The following is a 24,608-nucleotide window of genomic DNA, read 5'->3' on the forward strand; positions in this document are numbered from 1 at the left end:
CAAGATAACCACACCTATTCTAATAAGGAGGAGTATATGACAGAAATAATCCCTGAAAAAACATTAAAGAGAATTGAAAAAGATATTGAAAATAATAACCTTGGAAAAGCAAGAGATAGATTACACGGATTAATCGCTACTTATCCGAATGAATTAGCACTTAGAAAAAAGCTCGGTGATATTTACTTTACATTACAATACCCAGAAATGGCTGGACGGTATTGGTATCTTGAAAAAGAGAAAACAGATGTTATGCACGCGGCATGTCTACAATTTGAACAATCGATGGGAAACGACTCTTATCATATTGTACGTGCTTTAAAATTCAAAGGAAATCATAACATTATTACAGGACTATACACCGAACATCCTTTACAGCCATTGCAGAAAAAAGTGGTAGAAGAACTAATTGATGATTATGAAGAAGCATGGAAAGACAAACTATTTACAGAATTTATGATGCGGGAAAGCCCACGCAGGACTTTAGTCCGTCTTTAGACGTGGGATGAACGCATCGTTTTTGCATAGCAAAACATGGTATACTTTATTTATAGTCATGCAAAAGACTCTAAAACGACTGTTCTCTGAAAACAGAATACATATGAGGTTGGGGTAGCAAATTCTTCTACTCCGTAAAATGTATTAAGTCGTCATGCAAAAGACGTAAAAACATTTGAGAACCAACAATCTGTACGGTATGGTCACAGTACCGTAGCCCACGAACCTATATGGTCTGTTGTGGGAGTGGTGATGGCACACCGCAATCTTGCACGTCAGCGATACCAGAAATGGACTTCGCCTTTGGTAGCAAGAATCCCACTGACGTTAGTCAGCTTGCCCCTTTAGGGGTGGGAGTGTCAAATGGGGCTGTCTAGCATTATTCGCATTCCTTCTTTTTACTGCTATTATTGGTATATTCACTATATTGGATTGAATATTTTAAATAGAAGTGAACGTCCCATAATACGACGACAAATAAAATTCCATCAACTTTCCGACAAAGTTTAACAATGTCAGCGACGTAATAATAAATAAGAAAGGTGCCCCAAAAATATTTTGGGGGCACCTACTTATACCTTTATTTCGTAAACTGTTCTTCTTCCGTAGATCCTTTTAAAGCAGTCGTTGATGAAGTACCGCCCGTAATTACTTGTGCTACTTCATCAAAGTATCCTGTTCCTACTTCGCGTTGATGGCGCGTTGCAGAGTAACCATCTTTTTCTGCTGCGAACTCTGCTTGTTGTAATTCAGAGTACGCTGCCATACCGCGCTCTTTATAACCACGCGCTAATTCAAACATGCCGTAATTTAATGAATGGAATCCAGCAAGCGTTACGAACTGGAATTTATAACCGTATGATGCAATTTCTTTTTGGAAGCTTGCAATCGTTTTTTCATCTAACTTTTGTTTCCAGTTAAATGAAGGGGAACAGTTGTAAGCGAGTAGCTTCCCTGGATATTTCTTATGAATTGCGTCCGCAAAGCGTTTTGCATCTTCTAAATTTGGCTCCGACGTTTCACACCAAACGAGATCTGCATACGGCGCATACGCTAAACCACGTGCAATTGCTTGATCAAGACCTGCTTTCGTACGATAAAACCCTTCTGGCGTTCTTTTACCTGTAATAAACTCTTGATCAACTGGATCGATATCGCTCGTAATTAAATCTGCAGCATCTGCATCTGTTCTTGCGACGATAATTGTTGGTACACCCATTACATCAGCAGCAAGACGTGCCGAAATTAAATTACGCACCGCTGTTTGTGTCGGTAATAATACTTTTCCGCCTAAATGCCCGCATTTTTTCTCTGAAGATAATTGGTCTTCAAAGTGCACGCCAGATGCACCCGCTTCAATCATCCCTTTCATTAGTTCAAATACGTTTAACTGTCCACCAAAACCAGCTTCAGCATCTGCCACAATCGGTACGAAATAATCTTTATCACCGCTTCCTTCCATATGCTGAATTTGATCAGCACGTTGAAGTGTTTGGTTAATTCGTTTTACAACAGCCGGCACACTGTTCGCTGGGTATAAGCTTTGATCAGGATACATATGTCCAGAAAGATTCGCATCTGCCGCTACTTGCCAACCGCTTAAATAAATTGCTTTTAATCCAGCCTTCACTTGTTGCATCGCTTGGTTTCCTGTTAATGCCCCAAGTGCATTAATATAATCTTCGGTATGAAGTGATTTCCAAAGCTTCTCTGCACCGCAGCGCGCTAACGTATGTTCAATATCAATCGATCCACGCAGACGAATTACATCTTCAGCCGTATATGGACGTGTGATTCCTTTCCAGCGCGTATCTAATTCCCAGCTTTCCTGCAATTTATCAATTCTTTCGTTTTTCATATGTTCCATCCCCTTTTCTTGTTTCTTATAAAATTTCATAACCAGGTAATGTTAAAAACGGCATGAACTCGTTATTACGAACAAGGTTTGTAAACAGTTTTGTAGCTTCTTCAAATCTCCCTTTCTTAAACGCTTCCTTACCAATCTCACTTTCTATTTTTGCTAGTTCTTCTTCTTTCAATTCTTCCATCAATTTAAAAGTGATATTACGGCCATCACTTAGCTTCCCGCCCTCATGACGAATCCACTGCCATACTTGTGCTCTTGATATTTCCGCTGTTGCCGCATCTTCCATTAAGTTATAAATAGGAGCTGCTCCTCTCCCGCTTAACCAAGATGCAATATATTGAATACCGACATTAATATTTGTGCGAAGACCACCTTCTGTAATCGTTCCCATCGGTACTTCTAATAAATCCTTTTCTGTTACACGTATTTCTTCACGCTTTCTAAAAATTTGATTTGGCGTTTTCATTATGTGATTAAATACTTCCATTGCAACCGGTACAAGTCCCGGGTGGGCAACCCAAGTCCCGTCATGACCGTCTAAAGCTTCGCGCTCCTTATCAGCACGCACTTTCTCGAAAGCCGCCTCATTTGCTTCTGGATCATTTTTAATTGGAATTTGCGCTGCCATTCCTCCGATTGCTGGCGCGTTACGACGATGACACGTTTGAATAACTTTCAAAGAATACGCGCGCATAAACGGCGCTGTCATCGTGACTTGCGCTCTATCCGGAAGTAAAAAAGTATTATGATTACGGAAACTCTTTAAGAAACTAAATATATAATCCCATCGCCCGCAGTTTAAACCAGCAGAATGATCTCTTAGTTCATACAGAATTTCATCCATTTCAAATGAAGCGTGAATCGTTTCTATTAACACAGTCGCTTTAATCGTTCCATTCGGAATGCCGATATACTTTTGAGCAAATACGAAAACATCATTCCATAATCTTGCCTCTAAGTAACTTTCCATTTTCGGTAAGTAAAAGTACGGGCCACTTCCTTTTGCTAAAAGCACCTTCGCATTATGGAAAAAGTACAAGCCAAAATCTACTAAACTGCCAGACATGTTCTTGCCGTCAACTTGCATATGTTTTTCTTCTAAATGCCACCCTCTCGGACGCACAATTAATACAGCTGTTTTACTATTTAAACGATATTCTTTTCCGTTTTCATTTTCATGTGAAATCGTTCCCTTACTCGCATCTCGTAAGTTAATTTGACCTTCGACAGCATTTCTCCAAGTTGGTGCATTTGAATCTTCAAAGTCTGCCATAAAAAGATGTGCTCCTGAATTTAAAGCGTTAATGACCATCTTTCTATCCACCGGCCCAGTAATCTCCACGCGGCGATCCTCTAAATCTTTCGGAAGCTCAGCGATTGTCCAATCCCCTTCACGTATATGCTTTGTTTCTTCTAAAAACTTAGGAAACTCCCCTGCATCAATTCTTTTTTGTTTCTCCACACGCTTTTGTAAAAGTTCCGTGCGGCGTTCATTGAAATTTTCATGTAATTCCTTTAAAAAACTAAGCGCCTCAGGTGTCAATATTTCGTTGTACGCTGGTAACATTTCTCCAACGAGTGTAACCCGTGAAGTTTGCGTCGACATATTAGCATCCCCTTCTTAAACTGTCTTATAACAGATTTGATTTTATGTTTTATATTATATAACAAATCTTCAGAAAAGGAAGTTTTTTTTGAAAATTTAATGATTTTTTTACAACTCCTTTCTTTTGCACTTTATTTCACGCAAAAAAGGCCGCTGTTATACAACAACGGCCTTTACGTATTTTTTTTATTGCTGTGTCATATCATTCAACATTGCTTTATATAAAAACTGTGCGTATTGTTCTCTTGTTACTTTCATGGACGGACCAAATTTATTTTCTCCGATTCCCACTGTAATATCATTTGTTTTTATTGCACTAATTGCATTTTTTGCCCATGAATCTGCTGAAACATCATTAAAAGTATGAGATCCCTTTGCCTGTAAGTCAAAAGCATTCGTAAGAACTTGTGCCATTTCCGCACGCGTTAACGTCGCTTTCGGTCTAAAGTTTCCATGCTCATCCCCCATGAAAATTTCCATTTCTGTTAAAGCTAATATTTCCTCGATAAAGTCTGTCGAATTTTCATCGATATCCCCATATGGGTTCTCATATTCATCTTGTTCTTCTATATCAAACACACGATAAATTAAAGCTGCCACTTGCTCACGTGTTACATCATCCCCAAAACCGAACACCCCATCTCCATATCCAAAAATAATTTCTTGTGCCGCTAAATTATGAATCGCCTCATATGACCAATGTCCTATTGGTACATCTTTAAATACAATTGTATTTGTATTTTGTAGCGGTGCACTTTCCGCTTTTACATTATTACTCTCTGCTGAGAATAATACCCCACCCATAATTGTTAATGCTGTAGCTGTTTTTAATAATTTTTTGCTCATCAAATTATCTCCCTAATATGTATATGTTTTTAAAAAAATATACAGAACAAATGGTATAGTGACAACATGATTTTCGACATATTTCGTGACAGTTTTGTGAATCATATTACACATCATTTCTTTTTTACGAGGTTGATTATCAAGCTTATGTACAGTGATAAACATACACAAAAACGTATAATAATTCTTTTGTAAACGAACAAAAAAAGCACAAATATTTCTATTTGTGCTTTCTCACTCTATTTCCAATCCTCTTTCAAATGATAATTAATAAGCGCATTGTTTATAAACTGAGCATATTGTTCTCTAGGCACGAAGCCATTTAATTCATACATACCTTTTCCAGTTCCTGTAACAACCTGATTAGATTGCAGTGCACTAATTGCCTCTTCTGCCCAATGACCTTTTGGTACATCTTTAAATGTCTGCTTTTGTTTTGCTTCGAAAGTAAATGCTTTTTGAAGTACTACTGCCATTTCAGCTCGAGAAATTGTTGCTTTCGGTCTAAAGTTCCCGTTTTCATCACCTTTAAAAACACCACGTTTTGTTAACGCTAAAATTTCCTTTTGAAAATTAGTTGAACTTTCAGAAATATCTTTGTATGGATTTGCTACTGCCCCTTCTTCTTTCATTTCAAGTGTTTTGTAAATAACCCCAGCTACTTGCTCACGTGTTGTAAGATCTCCAACACCATACTTTCCATTTCCATACCCAACTATAATTTTATTATAAGCTAAATCTAAAATAGCATCATATGCCCAAAATCCGTATGGAACATCATCAAATACAATCATTTCCGGATACTCTTCCGCTTTTACAGGCGCCACATTCGTTCCTGCAAATATACCTCCTACCATTGTCACAATCATCATTACACCCAATATTTTTTTCTTCATTGTCCTCTCTCCCTATTTCTATTGTATGTTAAATAGAAAAATAATAGATAATACGAAGCATTGAACTTCATTGTTTCAGGAGTACTAATTTGTTGGTGAATGTAAGATAAAATGCACATCTTCTAAAAGAAACATTTTGACTACCTTTCTGCTTTATACCTCCTTCTTTCTTTTTCAAAAGGAAGTTGTCACATCTTAGGTGTTATATAATAAAATATTCTACAATCTCTTTGTGAACTCCTTCGCATTTTTAAATTTCACTTTATTGCCACAAAAAGACGCAAATAATATATATTTGCGTCTTTTTCAATTCTATATGAAGCAAAGATATCCTCTACACTCATTCTCTATTGTTAAGAAATAGCACTTTCCTTCACCGATAGTTCCTTCTCTGTTCCCTTGCGAAAAGTTATTGCCATCCCTACGAATATAAGCACAATCCCTACTATTTGCATACTAGTCGGTCTAAATCCGGTAAAGACTGTATCTAATAGTATTGCAACCGCAGGATCTAAAAATACTAATATAGAAATAAGTCTCGTCGATAAATCTCTTAAACTGTCAAAAAATAAGTAATATACAAACCCAGTATGTATAAGACCTGTCGCTGTAATCATCATCCAGTTCATCTCTGTTAATCCTTGAAATTTCCCGAAATCTATAAATGGTAATAATAAAAATATACCTAAAAATGTTTGTACAAATGTCATCGCATATGCACTCGTATGCTTAATTCCTTTTCCTAGCAACGTTGTAAAAGCATAAAATAAAGCTGCAAGAAGTGCCCACACCATTCCAGATGACATTAGCTTTTCTAACGACACACTTCCATCTACACCAGCTACTAAAACTGTACCGATAAAACAAATAACGATCGATATAACCGCAAATACTGTTAGCCTCTCTTTAAATACGATACTGCCAATCATTAATACGATGATTGGAGCAAGATGATAGACAGAAATCGCAATTGTAATCGACATGACTTCAAATGCTTTAAATAAAAATACCCAGTTAAAAACGAGAAATACACCACAAGCTAATATTTGTATGGTTTCTTTTTTGTTCCATTTCTCATTTTTATATTGCCCTGTTACGAACCAACATAATGCTAAAAATAAAGTCGCACAAATACAGCGAATAAACACTAATTCAAAGGAAGGTAAACCTGTTTGTACTGAAAAAAATCCAATCGATCCGAAAATAGACATCGATAGTATCATTTTTATTGCCGGCATTGATTTTGAATGAAACAAAATATTAACCTCCTAAACTTTTCACTGAATATTCTACGAATTATACACTATAATCTTCCAAAACTCGAATATTCCATAATAAAAAGAAGCAGTACACTACTGCTTCTTCTGTTTTTCATATTGTTCAAACGTATGAATTCTTTCAAAAATTGGCGGATGTGTGTATAAGAAAAATTTCACTAACGCAGGCGGATTCACTTGGCTTAAACTTGTTTTTGATAAATATTGAAATGTTTTCACACCTGATTTCCCATCTTTCGTCATATCTAAAGCATATTGATCTGCCGCTCGTTCTTCTATACGAGAAACGTAGTTTGTTGCTGGTTGTGATGCAAAAGATAATAAAGAGGAAATTAAGAAAAATAAAGGTAAAATTGAGAAACACGCTAATTTTGGAATTTGCAGTGTATCTCCCCATTTTCGAATACACATATTTATAATACGACTAATTACATACATACCTATAAACGATAGCAAGACATAGCTCGCAACGCCCCAATATATATGTTTCATTACGTAATGTCCCATTTCATGAGCCATTATAAATAAAATCTCTTTATCTTTTAATTGCTTAAGCGTCGTATCCCACATTACAATACGGGCGTTAGGGCCAATTCCTGTTACGTACGCATTTAAGGCATTCGTTTTTTCTGACATATTTACTTCATATACGTGTTTAGCAGGAATGTCCGCTTTGTCTGCTATCGTTAAGATTTTTGTTTCTAATTCTTTATTTTTCAGCGTCGAGAAGTCGTTATAAAGCGGATCAATAACGACAGGCTGTATGAATGTTAAAAAGATTGTAAATGGTACAGAGAGCGCCCATCCTGCTAACCACCATCTCTTCGGGAATTTACGGATAAGCCACAAAAGAACCGCAACTACGATTAACATAGTCGCATAACTCTCCCAAAAACCGATGACATGATCTTTTATCCAGCTTTGTGTACTTTGCGTTGAAATGCCGTAATCAACGGACACTTTACGCCCAATCCATTGCATCGGTAATGCAAGAACTGTTGTTAGTAATGATAAATAAAAGAAATAAATCGCAACTTGTAAAACACTTATTTTAGTCGTTTCCTTCGACCATTTCTCAAACTTTTTTGAAATACCGAGCACGAGTACAAACAATAAAATAATCCATTCAAGAGGCGTCGCTAAAAAGAAAAGTAAATTTTTCACGCGCGAATAATCTTGGCTTAGCGTAAGCTCTTTCGCATTCATAAAAGTTTCTGGATCTGCACTCGTTCCTTTATACATCTCCGGAATGAGTTCATGATTCCATCCATATAAATACCAATATATAAATAACGCAAACCCAACGTACAAAAAAAGCGACCACCCAATAACTTTCCTCACGCTATTCCCTCCTCTATGCTGCCTGTCTATTATTATTGTAAGTTCGTACATGCTAAATTAGAACAAGCTAATCGTGAGAATTGTTCTAGCCCGTTCAATTTACATAAAAAAACTCTTCTATTACAAGAAGAGTTTCACCTATTTTCAAATATTTTCTTCGGCTCATAATCTAGTATAAGAAATGTACTTACAAACAAGCGCCTTTTATATATCGTATATATTCATAGTCCTTAAAAAATAGCGTCGTTATAATAGTCCGCCTTAAGGAAGTACATCTATTAACAAACTAAAATCTTGCAAAGAAAAAGAACTATATTTCATAATACCTTGTACAGTTAAAAGTAAAATAAGACCAATCACACACATGTAATTTATACTTTCTTCATGCTTTTTCTCAGCAACTACTCCGCCCGTTATGCATAAAATGCCTAATAAATGGAGCGCTAAATACATAAAAAAGTAAGCTTCCTCCCAGCGAAGAACAACATTTACTGTCGTAATCAATACTAAACTCAGTACAATCAAATAAAAAAACTTATTTGAAGATATTGTTTCATTCATATAATTTTATACATCCCTTTCAAATTTCGAATTAATGATGTTTCAAAGCTATAAAGTAAATGATTGTTTTCATACTATAAAACAAAAGGAAAGCCACTATTACTTTCACGAATATTTTATGAACCCACATATACTTCTCTTCATTTTTTCTGAAGATGCGCTTCATCATTTCTTCTACAATTAGACCAAATATTAGTAAAACCCCTAACACAATAAGAAGAGAAATAATATTTTCTTTTAAATGAGTACTAGAAAATAAGTAGTACTCTGGAAACACAATCGTATCTACTACAGGTTGAAGCCAATGGCAAACGTTTCTATCACACATATCTGTAATAGACGTAGAATCTATAATGTCTTTCAATATTTTTTCAATCGTCTTCTTCATCTCATTTATTCCCCACTACGTCTGAAAAGATTTTTTCCTGCTCTACATATATAGCTGGCATTTCTTTACTCCAATATTTGCGGTTAACAAATAAAAAGATGAGTACTAAGTTTAATCCCGTTATAAAAATAATAAGTCCTGGAAAGAACGTCGTATAGTTTGAGAAATCTGCAAAACTCATGATTTTTTCTCTACTTACTAGGAAAGATGCACAAAGTACAAATGTATTGTTTAACATGTGTATCGCAATTGGCATGAGTAAACTTTTCGTACGAATATATACGATTGATAATACGATACTAAATACGGCGGCACCGAGAAAATCGACATGTAATATCGCAAATAAAAGTGCCACTGCAATCATCGCTATACTCGTTCCCCATTTTGCAGCAAAGCGCTGAAGTAAAAATCCACGAAAAACAAATTCCCCAATAATAGGCGCGATAAATACAACCATAATAAATTGATATACATATCCCCCGGTACTATCTATAATCGGTTCATGCAAGGCATTCATAATAAAATCTGGTGTAATCCATGCAAAGCTGTACATGTACAAAATAAGATAGCCGTAACTAAACATACAAAGCATAATCGCGATGTACAAAACTTGCACCAAGTTAAATGTTTCATTTTTATTAACAAATAATGAAAATGAAACACGGTGCTTTCTATACTCATAAAAAATCCATGCAATCGGAAGGATATAAAATATAAGTATATTTATAAAAGAAGAATTTTGTATATGAAATGTACTTTCTAACAATTCCCCACTACTTCTCGCTACTAAAATTAATAGTGCAAATACAATTAAAAAATATCTAGCTCGCATCGTTTGAAACGGATTCACACTCATCTCCTCCCCTATGTTACTTTTATCATATCATTTGATTCTTAATTTTTTGTGAAAGAAAACCTTAAATTTTCCTTAAAAATTCCATATGTTACAAAAAGATGATATGATATTCGAGGAAATTAAGGGGGATTCTTATGTATCAAGCACATATATTACTCATCGATGATGAAACAGCAATTTTACAACTACTAACTACCATTCTTGAAAAAGAAGGTTTTTCTCATATTACAACTGCAACATCAGCTGAATTAGCTTTATCTCTCACCGAAAAAAACAATTACGATTTAATTATTTTAGATGTCATGCTTCCTGGACAATCTGGTTTTGATATTTGTCCGATTATTCGCCAACAAACAGATTGTCCGATTTTCTTCCTATCAGCGAAGGCATCTGATTTAGATAAAATATCTGGATTTTCATACGGTGCAGATGATTATATTACGAAGCCATTTAATCCATTAGAGGTCGTAGCTCGTATGAAAGCACAACTTCGAAGACATATGAAACAAACAGTACCACACGAACAAAACGCACACTCCATTTCATTTGGGAGATTTGAAATTGATCAACATTCTGCGGAACTAACAGTAGATGGGAACGTTGTCGAATGTTCCGCTCAACTGTTTCAACTACTACTCTTCTTTTGCGAGAATCCGAACTACGTATTTTCGAAAGAAGAAATATACGAAAAAGTTTGGGGAGCACCAGCCTATAATGGCGATGACAATACTGTTATGGTTCACATTCGAAAACTACGTGAAAAAATTGAACAAAATCCAAGTAATCCATTGTACATCAAAACGGTTCGTGGACTTGGCTATAAGTTCGTTACAAAGTAGGGTGACGATATGAATTTTAATAAACGGCTTATCATCCAATTTATACTGCAACACGTTTTTGTTTTAGTTACATTACTTATTGCTGTAGTCGCTGCTTTCACTTATTTAATTTTTCTTGTTACTAGCATTTCATACGAACCTAATATTCCGGATTCTGATAGTTTTACAATTTCAAGATATATCTCTTCAGAGGATGGCGATATTACGTTAAAAACGGAAGTAAAAGATTTAATTAAAGAGAAAAATGATTGGATTCAGATTGTAGAAGAAAACGGAAAAGTTCTCTATCAATTTAATACACCAAGTGATGTCCCAACTTCTTATACAAAAACATCTTTACTCGCACATATACAGAATCATATAGAAAGCCCTTATACATTTACATATTGGGAAATTGAAGTAGAAGAAAAGAACGTACTTGTTATTTACGGCGGTATGTTAAAAAGTAATGCATTATTAAAAACAATTCAGAAAGAACACCCTTCTGTATCTACAGATTCATTCACATTAACGGAACAAGAAAAACAGTTACTCTCTAAAGAAAAAGCAACACTGCAAATATTTAATCATAATGGCGAAGAGGTTTTTTCCTATCCAACTGGAAAGAAAAAAACACTTTCAACAATACAGACTGCTCTTAACGAAAAAGAACCGTGGAATCATAAAGAAAACACGTCTAGCTTTTACGATGCAAATAGTGGTCAGCTTCTCGTCATTACAGCAAAAAATGAACGCTACTACCCAGATGACGAAATTGAGGATGTATTTACTAAGAAGTTTCTAATCGGATGCGGATTAATCCTTCTTATCGTCTTTGTTTATTTAGTCATTCTATCTATTTGGTACGGAAATAAGTTTGGGAAACCGTTACTACACGCGATGCGTTGGCTTAAAAATATCGCTGGTGGAAAATATGAAGAACCTGTTAGTAAAAAAGGAAAACCAGTTCGATTCAGGCGATCCGGTAAAGAAAAATGGTCATTTCGCTTATTTAGAGATGTTACTAGTTCACTAGAGCACCTTTCTATAACACTCAAAAAAAATGATGCGATGAGGCAAGTACTGCAGCAAACACGTGAAGAATGGATTACTGGTCTCACACACGATTTAAAAACACCGCTTAGCTCTATATACGGCTATGCATTATTACTAGAATCGAAGCAATATAATTGGACTGATCAAGACATTCAACAATTTGGCCATGTAATGAAAGAAAAATCTCAATATATGACTACATTAATTGACGACTTAAGCTTAACATATCAATTAAAAAATGATACTCTTCCTGCACAACACGTAAATGTTGAAATTAATCAGTTCGTCCAAAAAGTATTATTACAATTTATTAATAACCCGACACTACAAAATCAAAACATTGAATTCGTGCCAAGTTCAAGCAAAATCCAATATTTTATTGAAGAAAAATGGTTCCAACGTATTATCGAAAACTTATTAGCAAACGCTGTAAAACATAATAATGAAACAACAAACGTAATCGTAAAACTTTCGCAAAATACAAATTCATTTACACTATCTATTTCAGATGATGGAAAAGGTATGGACGATAAAACGAAGGGGCTTCTATTCGAGCGATATTACAGAGGAACGAATACAGAAGAAAGCAACATTGGAACTGGCCTTGGCCTCGCCATTACAAAACAGCTCGTTCTTGCTCATAACGGAACGATTTCCATTGATAGTGAACTTGGAAAAGGAACGACGATTATACTTGTGTTTCCGTTTAGTTCGTAGGAAAAGGTGCTATATGGCGCCTTTTCTGTTTTTGGTAATTATTCGGTGAATAAACTTATATTGAGTGTCTTTTATTTTCTCTTTTCCGGTTAATTTGTTGGTAAATGAAATTATATCGACGATTTTCTAAATATATCAGCGATTTTCAATATATATCGACTTACCGACAAAAACTGACAATAACAGTCTTCTTCCCCTACTATACAAATTAAAAATAAAACTATTAACAAATACATTTCCCTTTTATAAAAAAAGCGAACCATCTCTCAATGACTCGCTCTTAATCTATTACTTTTTCTTCACCGGTATCCAAAGCTCAACTTGAGCGAACTCACTCTTATCTGCATGGCAACGCTCATCGTATTGTTCAAACTCTGTAACTCCGCAATGTTCATATCCTGAATGCGGGAACCATTCTGTGAATACTGCATTCCACGTTTGGTGAATAGACGATACCATTTCTTCATGAGGAACTTTTGGCGTTGTAAATACTGCATACGTTGCAGATGGGAATGTACGCTTGGCAATCGCATTTGGTACATTTTCAAAATCTGTAACTTCCATTCCAATAATATAAGTGAAGTCTCCTGTTTCTAAATTAAAATCGGTACATAATCCAAGCTCTACCCATTGGCTCGTATCTTTACGATTTGGAATCGTCGTTCCAAGATCCTTTTGTAAATACTCTTGCCAAAAGGCAGGGATATCTTGATGATTTTTCCCTTCTTTACTTGTCGTCTTCAGCTCATAACCCGCCATTAAAAATTCTGGTTTATTTACAATACGATATTCCATTTGTATGCCCCCTAAATATGGATTTAATTTTCTTTGTTTTACATTCACTCTATAATACATTGGTGTTTCAATTTCTTGTTTTCGATATTCACTTGGTGTCATTTGAAATAATTTTTTAAAGGCTCTCGTGAACGTCTCGTGAGATTGAAAGCCATGCTCAAATGCGACATCAATAATTTTTTCATCCGTATGAGAAAGTTGATAAGCTGCCCGGGCTAACCTCCTCTTCCGAACATACTCCATTACTGTATCGCCTACTAACGCCTGAAATACACGATGAAAATGCGATTCAGAAAAACATGCAATGCGAGCTAAATTACGTAGCTTTTGCTTTTCCATTACATCTTCTTCAATATAATCAATTGCCCTTTGAATTTGAGTTTCATAGCTTTCCAACTCTGTTCACCCGCCTTATATGTATTATGATAAAAGAGAATCCCATCCAATTCTTGACGTTTTTTACTATAATTTCATAAAAAATTGTAACTTTTTTATATGTATTTCGTTGTTATGTATGAAGGGAGGGAAATGTAGTGAAACAAAGTCAATCATTAGAAGACATTTACTCAGAGCACATGCATGATTTATTTCGCTATCTTCTCTCCCTAACCGGAGATCCCCACCATGCTGAAGATCTCATGCAAGAAACTTTTTACCGAATGCTCGTCCATATTGACTATTATAAAGGAGCAGAAATTAGGCCATGGTTATTTACAATTGCCTACAACGCCTTTATCGATTGGTACCGAAAAGAAAAGAAATATAAAACAACCAAAATCGAAGAATTCCATTTACCAAACGTGCCAAGTACAGAGCACTCTTATTTCGTAAAACATGAGATTACTAGTTGGTTACAAAGTATATCCTCTCTTCCGCTAGAAAGACGAAATGTATTGCTACTACGAGATTACTACGGATTCTCCTATAAGGAAATAGCAGAAATGACCGGTCTCTCGTTAGCAAAGGTGAAAATTGAATTACACCGAGGACGAAAAGAAGCAAAAATCATAAAGGAGTGATGCAGATGGGCTGTGCAGAGTTTAAAAAACTGTGGGAGAAATATGAAAACGGAACACTCACACATGACGAACAAGAAAAATTAGAAAGTCATATTGAGACATGTGAAGAGTGTGAAGTGCATTTGGATGCATTATTAATAAAAACAGAACCCGTTAAGAAAAAGTTACCACCAAAAGATCTTAAAGTTCCTTTTTGGAGGATTAAGTGGAAACATCGTTTACAAACGCTTGGTTTTATACTAGCAATTTGTATCGTTATATATATGATCGGCGGAGTATTGTCTGCCTTTTATTTTCAAGCTAATAATGATAAAAGGCTAAAAGAAATAAGAGATGTTCCCTCTCTTGCACTTGAAGCAACTATCCCAAATAGCCGCGTTATGGGGGGCGGAACAAGTGTAGAAGCTTTCTTTCGAACAAACAGCCAATTTGATTTAGTAAAAACGATTGGTAAAAAAGAAATGCCACTCGGTACAATAGAAACGAGCAGCTTCTTATCTTCTTTAAATATCACAAATCAATCTTGGGTGAATATGCACTATCAACCGAACATCCACTTTGTTCACCCAAAAATAAAACAAGGTGATTATTTAAAAGAAGCATCTAAAAAGGTTTGGGATACCCTTGCAAAGGTACATGAGGGAACAGTTGCAGAAGTAGCAATTTCTTTTGACAAAGCTTACACTTTACAAGAATTAGAGCCACTTTTATATAGTGTATTTGAAGCACAAGAAATGCCACCAACTCCTGTATGGTACGCTTTAGACACAGGACAAGAAAGAATAAATGAAGAAGATTTCATCCTATCTAGCAGCGACTTTATAGGATTTCCAGAACATATAGGATTCCTTGATGATGAAACAGAAAAACTGAAAACACAAGAGGATAAAGTAATTGAAATGATGCGTATTCTTTCTACACAGAAAAAAACTGTAAGTACAGTTGCTATGCTTCCTGAAAGCGAACTAAACTTAGATAAACGTTATAAATATGTAAAAGATAACGGCGCAAAAGTATACGGTATTGTCATTACTGGACCGTCAAAAGAGTTATTAAAATTACAAAACTCCCCTCACGTACGTTATGCGACTCTTGGAGATATTGAGGTTTGGAATTGGTTTGATTGATACTGAAAAAGAAGTAGCACATTAAAAAATGATGTGCTACTTCTTTTTTCATTTGCTACTAACTGAAAACAGTAATTTTCAAAATTTTAATAAGGAACATTAATGCTACATTCGCTAGTGTAATACCGATTAATAAAATTGCCGTCATAAATTCTCCCATTCCGTTATTATATAGAAAAAGAGAATAACAACTGGTAGCTAATACAACTGAAATAATTGCTGGAATAAATGAAATGATTTTTTTCTGATGTGATTTTTTAGAAAGGATTATCGTTGCGATTAAAGTTATGGGGAAGAAGAAATATAGAATAATTGAGAAGATCACTTGCTCACCTCCTTATAAGTTAAATTATACTACCTTCCATTTATTGTATGTAGTTGTTTTTATTAAAAATAAAAGGTTTCCTTACTAGTAATAACTACTTTCAAGGTAACCTCTGCATTAATTAGAAATCACTTTCACATACATTCCTCTTACCGATTTTTCATAAGCGATATCGCTCATCTGTCTTATTTTTTCTGATACGACAGACGACTGAACGATTTTTCCTTCACGAAGTAATGGCGGGTCAATGAGACGCACTTTATTTTTCTGATGTAGATCATACTCATTTCTATCTTCTTTTACTTCTATACTTGGGTGAACTTTTCTTAATAAAGCATCTACCTCTTGATCTTTACATAGTTGCAATTTCGATATAAGCTCATGATCTTCAAGAAGAAAATCATCTGCATGAATAACCTTTTTATGAAGAGCTAACTTTAACGTTTTAGCTAACATATCATTTCCGTAAATATTAATTGGTTTCATAAAGAAATCGATTACTTCTTTGTAATACGCCTTCGTAAACCATTCTGCAATTTCAATATTTTGAAGAACCATTCTCCCATTAACTTCGATTAAATCATCTAAAAAATTTTGAGCTTCTTCTAAAGAAATATATCCATATGTATACATATCTCTCAATGTATAATCCACTCGGTCTGCACATAATTCTGGTGCGGATCTTTCAAGTAACGTCCACTTCGAATCATCTAATAAAATATCTTCATAGTTATAACCATGTTTTGAAAGAATCGCCGGGATTTCCGAGTTTTTAACGACAGAGCTAAATATTTCTTCATGATAACTTTCATTTTCGTTATCAAAAACGTAATCAATCACATGAGAAAAAGCAGTGTGCGATACATCATGCAGTAAACCAGCAATCTGTTCTTCTACTGAACCACCAAGTTTTTTAATTAACAACATAGCACCAACTGAATGGTCAAAGCGCGTTACATTCCATTTCTCATTCATTAAGTAACTTGCTCCGGCCTGATGAACCCCTTTCAGCCTTTGCACATGTTTACTTAAAATTAATTCTTCTAACACTTTATCTACTTCAAATTCACCGTATATGATATCTGATATGATCACTTATAATCCCCCTTTTCAAGCAGAGTCTTCTTATAGTATCTCTTTTTTCAGAGAGTAAATAAAGAACTTCACTCGAATATTTTGTGCCTTTAAATTAAAAAATAGAGAGCACTCAGCTCTCTATTTCACATACCTATTCAAACGTAACTTCCACCTGCACAATCTCAGATCTACTTCCAAGTCTAAGCGGTGGTCCCCAGAATCCAAATCCAGAAGAAACAATGGCGTGGAATGCACCTTTTTGTACGTATCCCCAGTCTAGTTCGTACATTCTTCTCGTCACAATATGATTCGGCGCCATTTGTCCGCGGTGCGTGTGACCGGATAATAGTAAATCGACGCCGGCATCCGCTGCTTGTTTTAATTCAAATGGTTGGTGATCCATTGCGATAACAGGAAGCGATTTATCTACCGTACTCATTAGATTTTCAAAACTTTGACGATCACGCTCTGTTTTATCTCTTCTTCCAACGAGATAAAAATCATCTTCAATTGTAATGACTTCATCTAAAAGAATACGAATATCAATCTTATCCATCTCTTGTAAAAACTCAGGAACAGCTCGGCCGTAATATTCATGGTTTCCTAACACACCATATACGCCTAATGGAGCTTTCATCTGTTTCATGATTGGTCCCATATTTTTTTGAATGAACACACCTGGATGATCGTCGATAATATCACCAGGCAGTAAAATAATATCGGGCTCCATTTCATTTACATGATGGACAAGTCTCTTTAAATGCGCAACACCAGACAATTTACCGAAATGCATATCCGAAGCCATCGCAATACGTAAACTTTTACGTCCTTCTACTTTTTTCGGTATATGTACATCATACTTTCTTACAACCGGGCTATACGCATTAAATACCCCGTATGCGAAGATAAAGAAAAATACGAGTAAAGTGACTGCCCCTGTCCAAATAATTGCCGTGTCTTTCTCTATAGAAAACTGTAAAAAGAAGACTGCAATATCGGCTAATGGCAATAACATGAGCGCATATTGTATAACCGCAAACCAAATTGAACCGACAGTTCGCAGGAAAGGAAGGAATTTAAACACTTGCACGAGAATATACGCATATGAAATAAATCCGACTATGAAAGCGTAATATCCCCAAGATTCCCAGCCAAATACCGTACTGAGCCAAACCCAGCCGTTCCAGCCAATGTAAAACATAAGTAGTGTGTATACAATTAAAATAGTGAATATATTGAGATAACGAAAATTTTTCACTGCTAGCCTCCTTATTGATTTCTTCTATTATATCTTGTTATGCACGTTTAACGTAAATATTAAGCACTTCAATCTTCACAATAAAAACATTGATAAACACATCGTTTTAAAATTTTTAGGGACCGCTGTAATGGGGATTTTGGAATCTTACGTGTTAGAAGAAATTGATAGTGATATTGCGTATGTTGCGACGCAGGTTGGGGAGTTGATGAGGAGGAATATATAAAAATATAACATTCACGCAAACAAAGAAAAGCCGCACCTACAAATACTCGTATAGGTACGGCATTCCACTATTAAATCACAAAATCCTCCGGAATAAACACCTTCACTTCTCTCGGATGTACGTATACAAACTCACCCGTTTGAATGCCTAGCTGTCTAAACTGTTCTTTACTAATTTCTGCTTCTAAATACTCATCTGTTCCTTCGCGTCTCAATTCTACATATACGACAGGGCCAACTGCATGTGAGTATGTTACTTTCGCCGGGATGGCATCTATACTTTGTTTCGTACGATCGATTGATAGATGATGTGGTCTTACGTATCCCACTCCGTCTACGTTTGAAACGTGCTTATGCTCTGGTGCTTCTAGTTCCACCGATCCTACATTTAGCTTACCTTTATGGACGCGGCCATGAAATAAGTTTACGTTTCCTAAAAAGTCGTACACGAACGGGCTTGCTGGATTTTCATACACTTCTTCCGGCGTTCCCATTTGTTCAATGCGTCCTTCATTCATTACAACGATGCGGTCCGCAACGTCTAACGCTTCTTCTTGGTCATGCGTTACGAATACGCTCGTAATTTGAAATTCGTCATGTAGTTTCCGGAGCCATCTTCGTAATTCTTTCCGCACTTTCGCATCAAGTGCACCGAACGGTTCATCAAGTAATAAAATTTTCGGTTCGACTGCAAGTGCCCGGGCTAGTGCGATACGCTGTCGTTGTCCGCCAGATAATTGCGCTGGGTATCGTTTTGCGAAACCATCCATTTTTACTAGTTTCAATAGTTCTATTACTTTTTCTTCTATTGCCTCTGCTGAAGGTCTTACACTTTTCTTTCTTACTTTTAAACCGAAAGCGACATTTTCAAACACGTTCATATGTTTAAAAAGTGCATAATGCTGGAAGACGAAACCAACTTGCCGATTTTTCACATGAATATCTGTTAAATCTTCCCCCTCAAATGAAATGGAACCTCCATCCGCTTCTTCTAGCCCTGCAATAATTCGTAATAACGTCGTTTTCCCAGAACCTGATGGGCCTAATAAAGCGACCAGTTCACCTTTTGGAATATCCAAATGAATGTCTGCCAGCGCTTGAAATGTACCATATTGTTTTGATACATTTTGAATTTGAATACTCACCGCACTCACCCCTTATTGTCGTTTTTCCATTCTCCATTCAATCCAGTTTTTTATAACGAGCGTAACAACTGCGATAAGTGACATTAAAGTCGCCACAGCGAACGCTGCTGAAAATTGATATTCATTGTACAAAATTTCAATATGAAGAGGCATCGTATTTGTCATGCCGCGCACGTGACCAGACACAACGGAAACGGCGCCGAACTCACCAATGGCGCGGGCATTACATAAAATCATGCCGTATAATAGACCCCATTTTATATTTGGTAATGTGACGCGCCAAAACATTTTCCAGCCGCTTGCGCCAAGTGATAGAGCCGCCTCTTCTTCACTCTTCCCTTGCGCCTGCATAACCGGGATTAATTCACGCGCAACGAACGGGAACGTTACAAATATCGTCGCAATGATAATACCTGGAACAGAGAAAATAAGTTTTATCCCGTGTTCCAGTAACCAACCGCCAAGAGCTGCCCTCGGTGTAAAAAGTAAAACAAATACCAATCCTGCAATGACTGGTGATACAGCAAACGGCAGTTCAATAAGAGATAATAATACTTGCTTTCCTTTAAACTGAAACTTCGTAATAAGCCAAGCTGCCGCTATTCCGAATATCGTATTAAGCGGCACAACGATTAAAGCAACGAGAAGCGTTAACCTGATTGCTGAAAATGCTTCTTGATCTGTTACAGCGGCAATATATACATCAGCGCCTCGTTCAAATGCTTTCATAAAAATTGTCACGAGCGGCAGTAATAGAAAGAGAGATAAAAATAAAATTGTTATCGTAATGAATAGAATTGGTACAAACTTAGATTCTTTTTTAGCCGACATGCTTTTTACTATTTTCTTTTCTAATAATGTTGGTTCCATTTTCTCCCCTCCTATTCGCTTTTCAGTTCGTGCCTTCTACTCCAAGTTTGAATCATATTAATAAGTAGTAGGAAAAGAAGAGAAATGATAAGCATCACAGCCGCTACCGCTGTTGCGCCTGCGTAATCATATTGTTCTAGTTTCGTCATAATCATAAGCGGTGCGATTTCTGTTTTCATTGGCATATTACCAGCAATGAACACGACAGATCCATATTCCCCTAATGCCCGCGCAAAGGCGAGTGAAAAACCAGCAAGTAGAGCCGGAAATATTTCGGGCAAAATGATTTTCACAAATATTTGGAAGCGCGACGCCCCTAAGCTAGAAGCTGCTTCTTCTACTTCTTTATCAATACTTTGTAGTACTGGTTGCACCATTCGGACGACAAATGGTAAGCCAATAAACGTCAGTGCAATAATAATTCCTAGCTGGGTAAAAGCTACTTTTATATGAAACACACTAAATATTTTTCCAACCCAGCCGTTTTCCGCATATAGCGTCGTAAGTGTAATACCAGCTACAGCAGTTGGAAGAGCGAATGGTAAATCGATTAATCCGTCTAATAACCGTTTCCCTGGAAATGTGTAGCGAACGAGTACCCAGGCAATTAATAAACCGAAAATGGCATTTACGATTGCCGCTGCAAGTGAAGTTGTGAAACTTACTTGATAGGAATGCAACACGCGCTCACTCGTTATAACTTGTGCGAACTTCTTCCAGCCTAGCTGCGAAGTTTGAATAAATACGATAGAAAGTGGTATAAGTACGAATAAACTCATATACAGCATTGTAAATCCAAGCGATAATCCAAACCCTGGTAAGACACGCTTCTTCCTCATATAACGTCACCTCATCCCCCCTTATTTTTTATACATTTGATCGAATACGCCGCCATCATTAAAATGCTTTTCCTGTGCTTTTTTCCATCCTCCAAATAGTTCATCTACTGTAAATAATTGAACTTTCGGAAATTGTGACGCGTACTTTTCCGCTACTTTCTCGTTACGAGGTCGATAAAAGTTTTTCGCCGCAATTTCTTGCCCTTTTTCTGAATACAAATATTCAAGATACCCTTCTGCTACTTTTTTCGTTCCTTTTTTATCAACGACTTTATCTACAACAGCTACTGGCGGTTCTGCAAGTATACTAATCGAAGGCGTTACAATTTCAAATTTATCTTTTCCAAGTTCTTTTTGTGATAATAATGCTTCATTTTCCCAAGCAATTAACACGTCACCAATTCCTTTTTCAACGAAAGTCGTCGTTGCCCCGCGTGCACCAGAATCAAGCACTTCTACGTTTTTATAAATTTGGCCGACAAACTCTTTCGCTTTATCTTCACTATTGTTATATTTCTTCAGTGCGTATCCCCACGCCCCTAAATAGTTCCACCGTGCTCCTCCAGATGTTTTTGGATTCGGTGTAATGACAGACACACCTTTTTTCGTTAAATCATCCCAGTCTTTAATTCCTTTCGGGTTTCCTTTTCTCACAAGAAATACAATCGTTGATGTATACGGAGTAGAATTATCCGCAAGTCGCTTCTGCCAATCTTCTGCTAGTTGTTTCTTCTTACTAATCGCGTCAATATCATAAGCGAGCGCTAGTGTTACAACGTCTGCTTCTAAACCGTCAATAACGGAGCGTGCCTGACTTCCAGATCCCCCGTGTGATTGCTTTACATTTACTGTTTGACCATGCTTCTCTTTCCAATACTTCGCAAAGTCTTTATTGAAATCTTGATACAACTCACGCGTCGGGTCATATGAAACATTTAAAAGTTCAACTGTCTTCTTATCCCCGCCTCCTTCAGAATTACTAGTAGATGTTGCCGAGCCACACCCTGACAAAAGAACAAATGCTGACAATAAGACACCTGTACTTTTCATAAGCGCTGTCTTACCCCACTGTTTCATATATAAAGCCCCCTTAGTTTGTACAATAGAAAAAGGCACACAATCTATTCACAAAAGTGAACGTTGTGCGCCTTCAGTTTCTCTGATGAGCTTCTATTGTATTCTGTTTGATTTCTTTTCATTTTAATTCCGTAATTCATATGTGTCAACTTGGAATTTCACTTTATCGCTTCGGGGGCTTATACAAATATCCCTAACTATTCCCTTTCACCATCAACAACAAATATATGAATAAATCTTTTTTAATCATTATCAATATGACATTTCCTTTTATATTCATTTATCCATCATAACTATCATATTGATAATGATTATCAATTGAACAGAAAAATAAAAGCCAATCTTTTTTATTTTCTACATAAATACGCTTTCCGGTCATTTTTAAACAATAAATAATGAGCCGTATGCACTTTTCTCTCTAAATAGTCCAACGAATACGTACTCGATGGATCTACTAAATCCCCAATCGCCCCTGAAAGGTGATCAATTACCTTTTGCAATGTTTCTAAGTTCTTCTTTTCACTCTCCATATTCATTTCATCCATAATGTCACAAATAAGATATTGCACTTTCCGTAAGCGTAATTCCTTCTGCTCCACGTATATCTCCTCCTTATTATTCATATTACGGTGTGAACTACCCACCACTTAGTATCTCTTACGAGTTTACTTGAAGTGGGGGCTTCTCGGTTCATCGTTACTTTTGATAGCTAACGAATTTGTCTTAAGACAGCCGAGCTAACTCCCTTGTTCCAAAGGTTATTTCTTACGGTTTATATCAATGCTAATAACCGCATGGCTTCCTTTTTGATATTGATAGCTGCGTTATAATCACGACTTATTGTTAGTCCACACGAACACTCATACGTGCGTTCAGATAATGACATTTCTTTTTTGTTTCCACAACGACTACACATCTTTGTAGAAGGAAACCATTTATCTATTTTCACAAGCTGTTTTCCTTGTTCTTGTAGCTTATATGCTAAAAATGTCGTGAACATCCTCCAACCGTTATCCGCTACACTCTTACCAAAGCGAAGTGCTCGTGACATTCCTTTCATATGTAAGTCTTCGATTGCTACAACGTCAAAATTCGTAGCCAATTCTTTCGACTTATGATGAAGGAAATTCTTACGTTGATTGGCGACCTTTTCATGCAACTTCGCTACACAGATGCGTTGTTTATTCCAACGCACTGAGCCTTGTACACGTCTTGCTAATACTCGTTGTGCCTTTGCTAATCGGTCCAGCATCTGACGATAAAAGCGAGGATAATTGGCTTTCTCATCTTCGCTACTCACGTACAATTCAGCCATTGCGAAGTCTAATCCAACTACACTTTCTACTTCTTTTTGAACAATTTCCTTTTCATATTCAGTCAAAACAGACACATAATACTTTCCGGTTGGTGTCATCGAAATCGTGCATGATTTAATGATATGGTTTTGTGGTATCTCTCTATGTTGTTTCAGTCGCACCATTTTTAGTTTCGGTAATTTGATATAACCATGAAATAACATAATATTTCCGTTTACTCGATTCGTTGTATAAGATTTTCTACTCTTTCTACTTTTGAATGTAGGAAAATCATGTTGACCACTAAAAAAATTTTCATACGCGGTTTGCAAGTTTAATTGAGCATTTGCCAATGCCAATGAATCGACTTCTTTCAACCATTCATACTCTACTTTGTATTTTGCAGGCGTAGGGAATTTTTGTTTCTTTAGTTCTTCTTTGTTCTCTTTGTACGTTTCGTATACTTCTTTCCGCTCAGCCAGCATTTTATTATACACAAAGCGTACACACCCGAAAGTTTTACGTATCAGGTAGGCTTGTTTTTCTGTAGGATACAGACGAAATTTGTACGCCTTATTATGCTTTGTCATATCAGTTCATCTCACTTTCCCATAAACATTTCTACTTTATCTATGGCGGTGATAACACAACATGAACACTACATGATTATCTCATTTCATTGTCATACCAAACGTTACCTCTTATAAGACTGATTATAGCAGAGGCGAAATAAATAGGAAAAATAATTTTTTGGCTACGCCAAACCAAAAATCATCTCCCACCTACCGCTTTGCTATCGTCCTTCACACGCTTGAGGAAGGAGACTTCT

The 24,608-nt window shown here is 36.3% G+C and carries 24 protein-coding genes and 1 pseudogene; 6 read left to right on the top strand and 19 right to left on the bottom strand.

Annotation, left to right across the window (positions count from 1 at the left end):
* Window positions 1–36 precede the first annotated feature (36 nt).
* Window positions 37–450: pseudogene (locus AB3X48_RS06210) on the top strand (DUF6584 family protein); the annotation flags it as partial.
* A 628-nt stretch (window positions 451–1,078) separates the two neighbouring features.
* Here the strand turns inward: AB3X48_RS06210 and aceA are convergent.
* The 9 genes from aceA to AB3X48_RS06260 form a co-directional block, all read right to left on the bottom strand.
* Window positions 1,079–2,356, bottom strand: a complete 1,278-nt coding sequence (gene aceA, locus AB3X48_RS06220; protein WP_016104145.1) for an isocitrate lyase — start codon at window positions 2,354–2,356, stop codon at window positions 1,079–1,081.
* A 25-nt stretch (window positions 2,357–2,381) separates the two neighbouring features.
* Window positions 2,382–3,971: a malate synthase A gene (aceB, locus tag AB3X48_RS06225; protein ID WP_016104144.1), complete on the bottom strand. Its 1,590-nt coding sequence runs from the start codon at window positions 3,969–3,971 to the stop codon at window positions 2,382–2,384.
* A gap of 186 nt (window positions 3,972–4,157) precedes the next feature.
* Window positions 4,158–4,817, bottom strand: coding sequence for an S-layer homology domain-containing protein (locus tag AB3X48_RS06230; protein WP_016104143.1), 660 nt, complete (start codon window positions 4,815–4,817; stop codon window positions 4,158–4,160).
* Window positions 4,818–5,056: 239 nt separating this feature from the next.
* Window positions 5,057–5,713, bottom strand: coding sequence for an S-layer homology domain-containing protein (locus tag AB3X48_RS06235; RefSeq protein WP_016104142.1), 657 nt, complete (start codon window positions 5,711–5,713; stop codon window positions 5,057–5,059).
* Window positions 5,714–6,066: 353 nt separating this feature from the next.
* Window positions 6,067–6,969 (bottom strand): DMT family transporter, encoded by a 903-nt coding sequence (locus AB3X48_RS06240; protein WP_016104141.1) that lies wholly within the window; start codon window positions 6,967–6,969, stop codon window positions 6,067–6,069.
* 96 nt (window positions 6,970–7,065) lie between these two features.
* Window positions 7,066–8,331 (bottom strand): M48 family metallopeptidase, encoded by a 1,266-nt coding sequence (locus AB3X48_RS06245; protein ID WP_016104140.1) that lies wholly within the window; start codon window positions 8,329–8,331, stop codon window positions 7,066–7,068.
* Window positions 8,332–8,592: 261 nt separating this feature from the next.
* Window positions 8,593–8,892 carry a hypothetical protein gene (locus AB3X48_RS06250; protein WP_016104139.1) on the bottom strand — a complete coding sequence of 100 codons (300 nt, stop codon included), beginning with the start codon at window positions 8,890–8,892 and terminating at the stop codon, window positions 8,593–8,595.
* A gap of 31 nt (window positions 8,893–8,923) precedes the next feature.
* Window positions 8,924–9,280: a hypothetical protein gene (locus AB3X48_RS06255; RefSeq protein ID WP_002011228.1), complete on the bottom strand. Its 357-nt coding sequence runs from the start codon at window positions 9,278–9,280 to the stop codon at window positions 8,924–8,926.
* A gap of 1 nt (window position 9,281) precedes the next feature.
* Entirely contained in the window at window positions 9,282–10,130 is an 849-nt protein-coding gene (locus AB3X48_RS06260) for a CPBP family intramembrane glutamic endopeptidase (protein ID WP_016104138.1), read from the bottom strand.
* Window positions 10,131–10,270: 140 nt separating this feature from the next.
* Between AB3X48_RS06260 and AB3X48_RS06265 the strand changes: the two genes are divergently transcribed.
* Both AB3X48_RS06265 and AB3X48_RS06270 read left to right on the top strand, forming a co-directional pair.
* On the top strand, window positions 10,271–10,975 hold the full coding sequence (locus AB3X48_RS06265; protein ID WP_016104137.1) for a response regulator transcription factor: 705 nt from the start codon (window positions 10,271–10,273) through the stop codon (window positions 10,973–10,975).
* A 9-nt stretch (window positions 10,976–10,984) separates the two neighbouring features.
* Window positions 10,985–12,727, top strand: coding sequence for an ATP-binding response regulator (locus AB3X48_RS06270; RefSeq protein WP_016104136.1), 1,743 nt, complete (start codon window positions 10,985–10,987; stop codon window positions 12,725–12,727).
* Window positions 12,728–13,015: 288 nt separating this feature from the next.
* Here AB3X48_RS06270 and AB3X48_RS06275 read toward each other — a convergent pair whose 3' ends face one another.
* A complete protein-coding gene (locus tag AB3X48_RS06275) occupies window positions 13,016–13,918 on the bottom strand; it encodes an AraC family transcriptional regulator (RefSeq protein WP_016104135.1) in 903 nt (300 codons plus the stop codon).
* A 137-nt stretch (window positions 13,919–14,055) separates the two neighbouring features.
* Here AB3X48_RS06275 and AB3X48_RS06280 point away from each other — a divergent pair, with 137 nt between their 5' ends.
* Complete coding sequence (locus AB3X48_RS06280) at window positions 14,056–14,541, top strand: RNA polymerase sigma factor (RefSeq protein ID WP_016104134.1); 486 nt, start codon at window positions 14,056–14,058, stop codon at window positions 14,539–14,541.
* A 5-nt stretch (window positions 14,542–14,546) separates the two neighbouring features.
* Entirely contained in the window at window positions 14,547–15,668 is a 1,122-nt protein-coding gene (locus AB3X48_RS06285) for an anti-sigma factor (RefSeq protein WP_367959074.1), read from the top strand.
* A gap of 58 nt (window positions 15,669–15,726) precedes the next feature.
* Here AB3X48_RS06285 and AB3X48_RS06290 read toward each other — a convergent pair whose 3' ends face one another.
* The 3 genes from AB3X48_RS06290 to AB3X48_RS06300 all read right to left on the bottom strand — a co-directional run bounded on the left by AB3X48_RS06290 (window position 15,727) and on the right by AB3X48_RS06300 (window position 18,328).
* Entirely contained in the window at window positions 15,727–15,993 is a 267-nt protein-coding gene (locus AB3X48_RS06290) for a hypothetical protein (RefSeq protein WP_016104132.1), read from the bottom strand.
* A 117-nt stretch (window positions 15,994–16,110) separates the two neighbouring features.
* Window positions 16,111–17,088 (bottom strand): HD domain-containing protein, encoded by a 978-nt coding sequence (locus AB3X48_RS06295; protein WP_016104131.1) that lies wholly within the window; start codon window positions 17,086–17,088, stop codon window positions 16,111–16,113.
* Window positions 17,089–17,221: 133 nt separating this feature from the next.
* Window positions 17,222–18,328 (bottom strand): metallophosphoesterase, encoded by a 1,107-nt coding sequence (locus AB3X48_RS06300; protein WP_016104130.1) that lies wholly within the window; start codon window positions 18,326–18,328, stop codon window positions 17,222–17,224.
* A gap of 34 nt (window positions 18,329–18,362) precedes the next feature.
* Between AB3X48_RS06300 and AB3X48_RS06305 the strand changes: the two genes are divergently transcribed.
* Window positions 18,363–18,554: a hypothetical protein gene (locus AB3X48_RS06305; protein ID WP_050567187.1), complete on the top strand. Its 192-nt coding sequence runs from the start codon at window positions 18,363–18,365 to the stop codon at window positions 18,552–18,554.
* A 70-nt stretch (window positions 18,555–18,624) separates the two neighbouring features.
* On the opposite strand, the gene AB3X48_RS06310 is transcribed toward AB3X48_RS06305, so the two are convergent.
* From AB3X48_RS06310 to AB3X48_RS06335, 6 genes are all read right to left on the bottom strand, one after another.
* Entirely contained in the window at window positions 18,625–19,698 is a 1,074-nt protein-coding gene (locus AB3X48_RS06310) for a sulfate/molybdate ABC transporter ATP-binding protein (protein ID WP_016104128.1), read from the bottom strand.
* Between the two features lie 12 nt (window positions 19,699–19,710).
* Entirely contained in the window at window positions 19,711–20,568 is an 858-nt protein-coding gene (cysW, locus tag AB3X48_RS06315; RefSeq protein WP_367959078.1) for a sulfate ABC transporter permease subunit CysW, read from the bottom strand.
* 11 nt (window positions 20,569–20,579) lie between these two features.
* A complete protein-coding gene (gene cysT / locus AB3X48_RS06320; protein WP_070146300.1) occupies window positions 20,580–21,407 on the bottom strand; it encodes a sulfate ABC transporter permease subunit CysT in 828 nt (275 codons plus the stop codon).
* A 21-nt stretch (window positions 21,408–21,428) separates the two neighbouring features.
* Window positions 21,429–22,484: a sulfate ABC transporter substrate-binding protein gene (locus AB3X48_RS06325; RefSeq protein ID WP_002158956.1), complete on the bottom strand. Its 1,056-nt coding sequence runs from the start codon at window positions 22,482–22,484 to the stop codon at window positions 21,429–21,431.
* A gap of 347 nt (window positions 22,485–22,831) precedes the next feature.
* The gene (locus AB3X48_RS06330; protein WP_002149996.1) at window positions 22,832–23,083 is read right to left on the bottom strand and encodes a hypothetical protein; all 252 of its coding nucleotides are present in this window, start codon (window positions 23,081–23,083) and stop codon (window positions 22,832–22,834) included.
* A 173-nt stretch (window positions 23,084–23,256) separates the two neighbouring features.
* Window positions 23,257–24,369 carry an RNA-guided endonuclease TnpB family protein gene (locus tag AB3X48_RS06335; protein WP_199714901.1) on the bottom strand — a complete coding sequence of 371 codons (1,113 nt, stop codon included), beginning with the start codon at window positions 24,367–24,369 and terminating at the stop codon, window positions 23,257–23,259.
* Window positions 24,370–24,608: the final 239 nt, after the last annotated feature.

The organism is Bacillus sp. S4, from assembly GCF_040838205.1.
In the GTDB taxonomy this organism is placed as follows: domain Bacteria; phylum Bacillota; class Bacilli; order Bacillales; family Bacillaceae_G; genus Bacillus_A; species Bacillus_A cereus_U.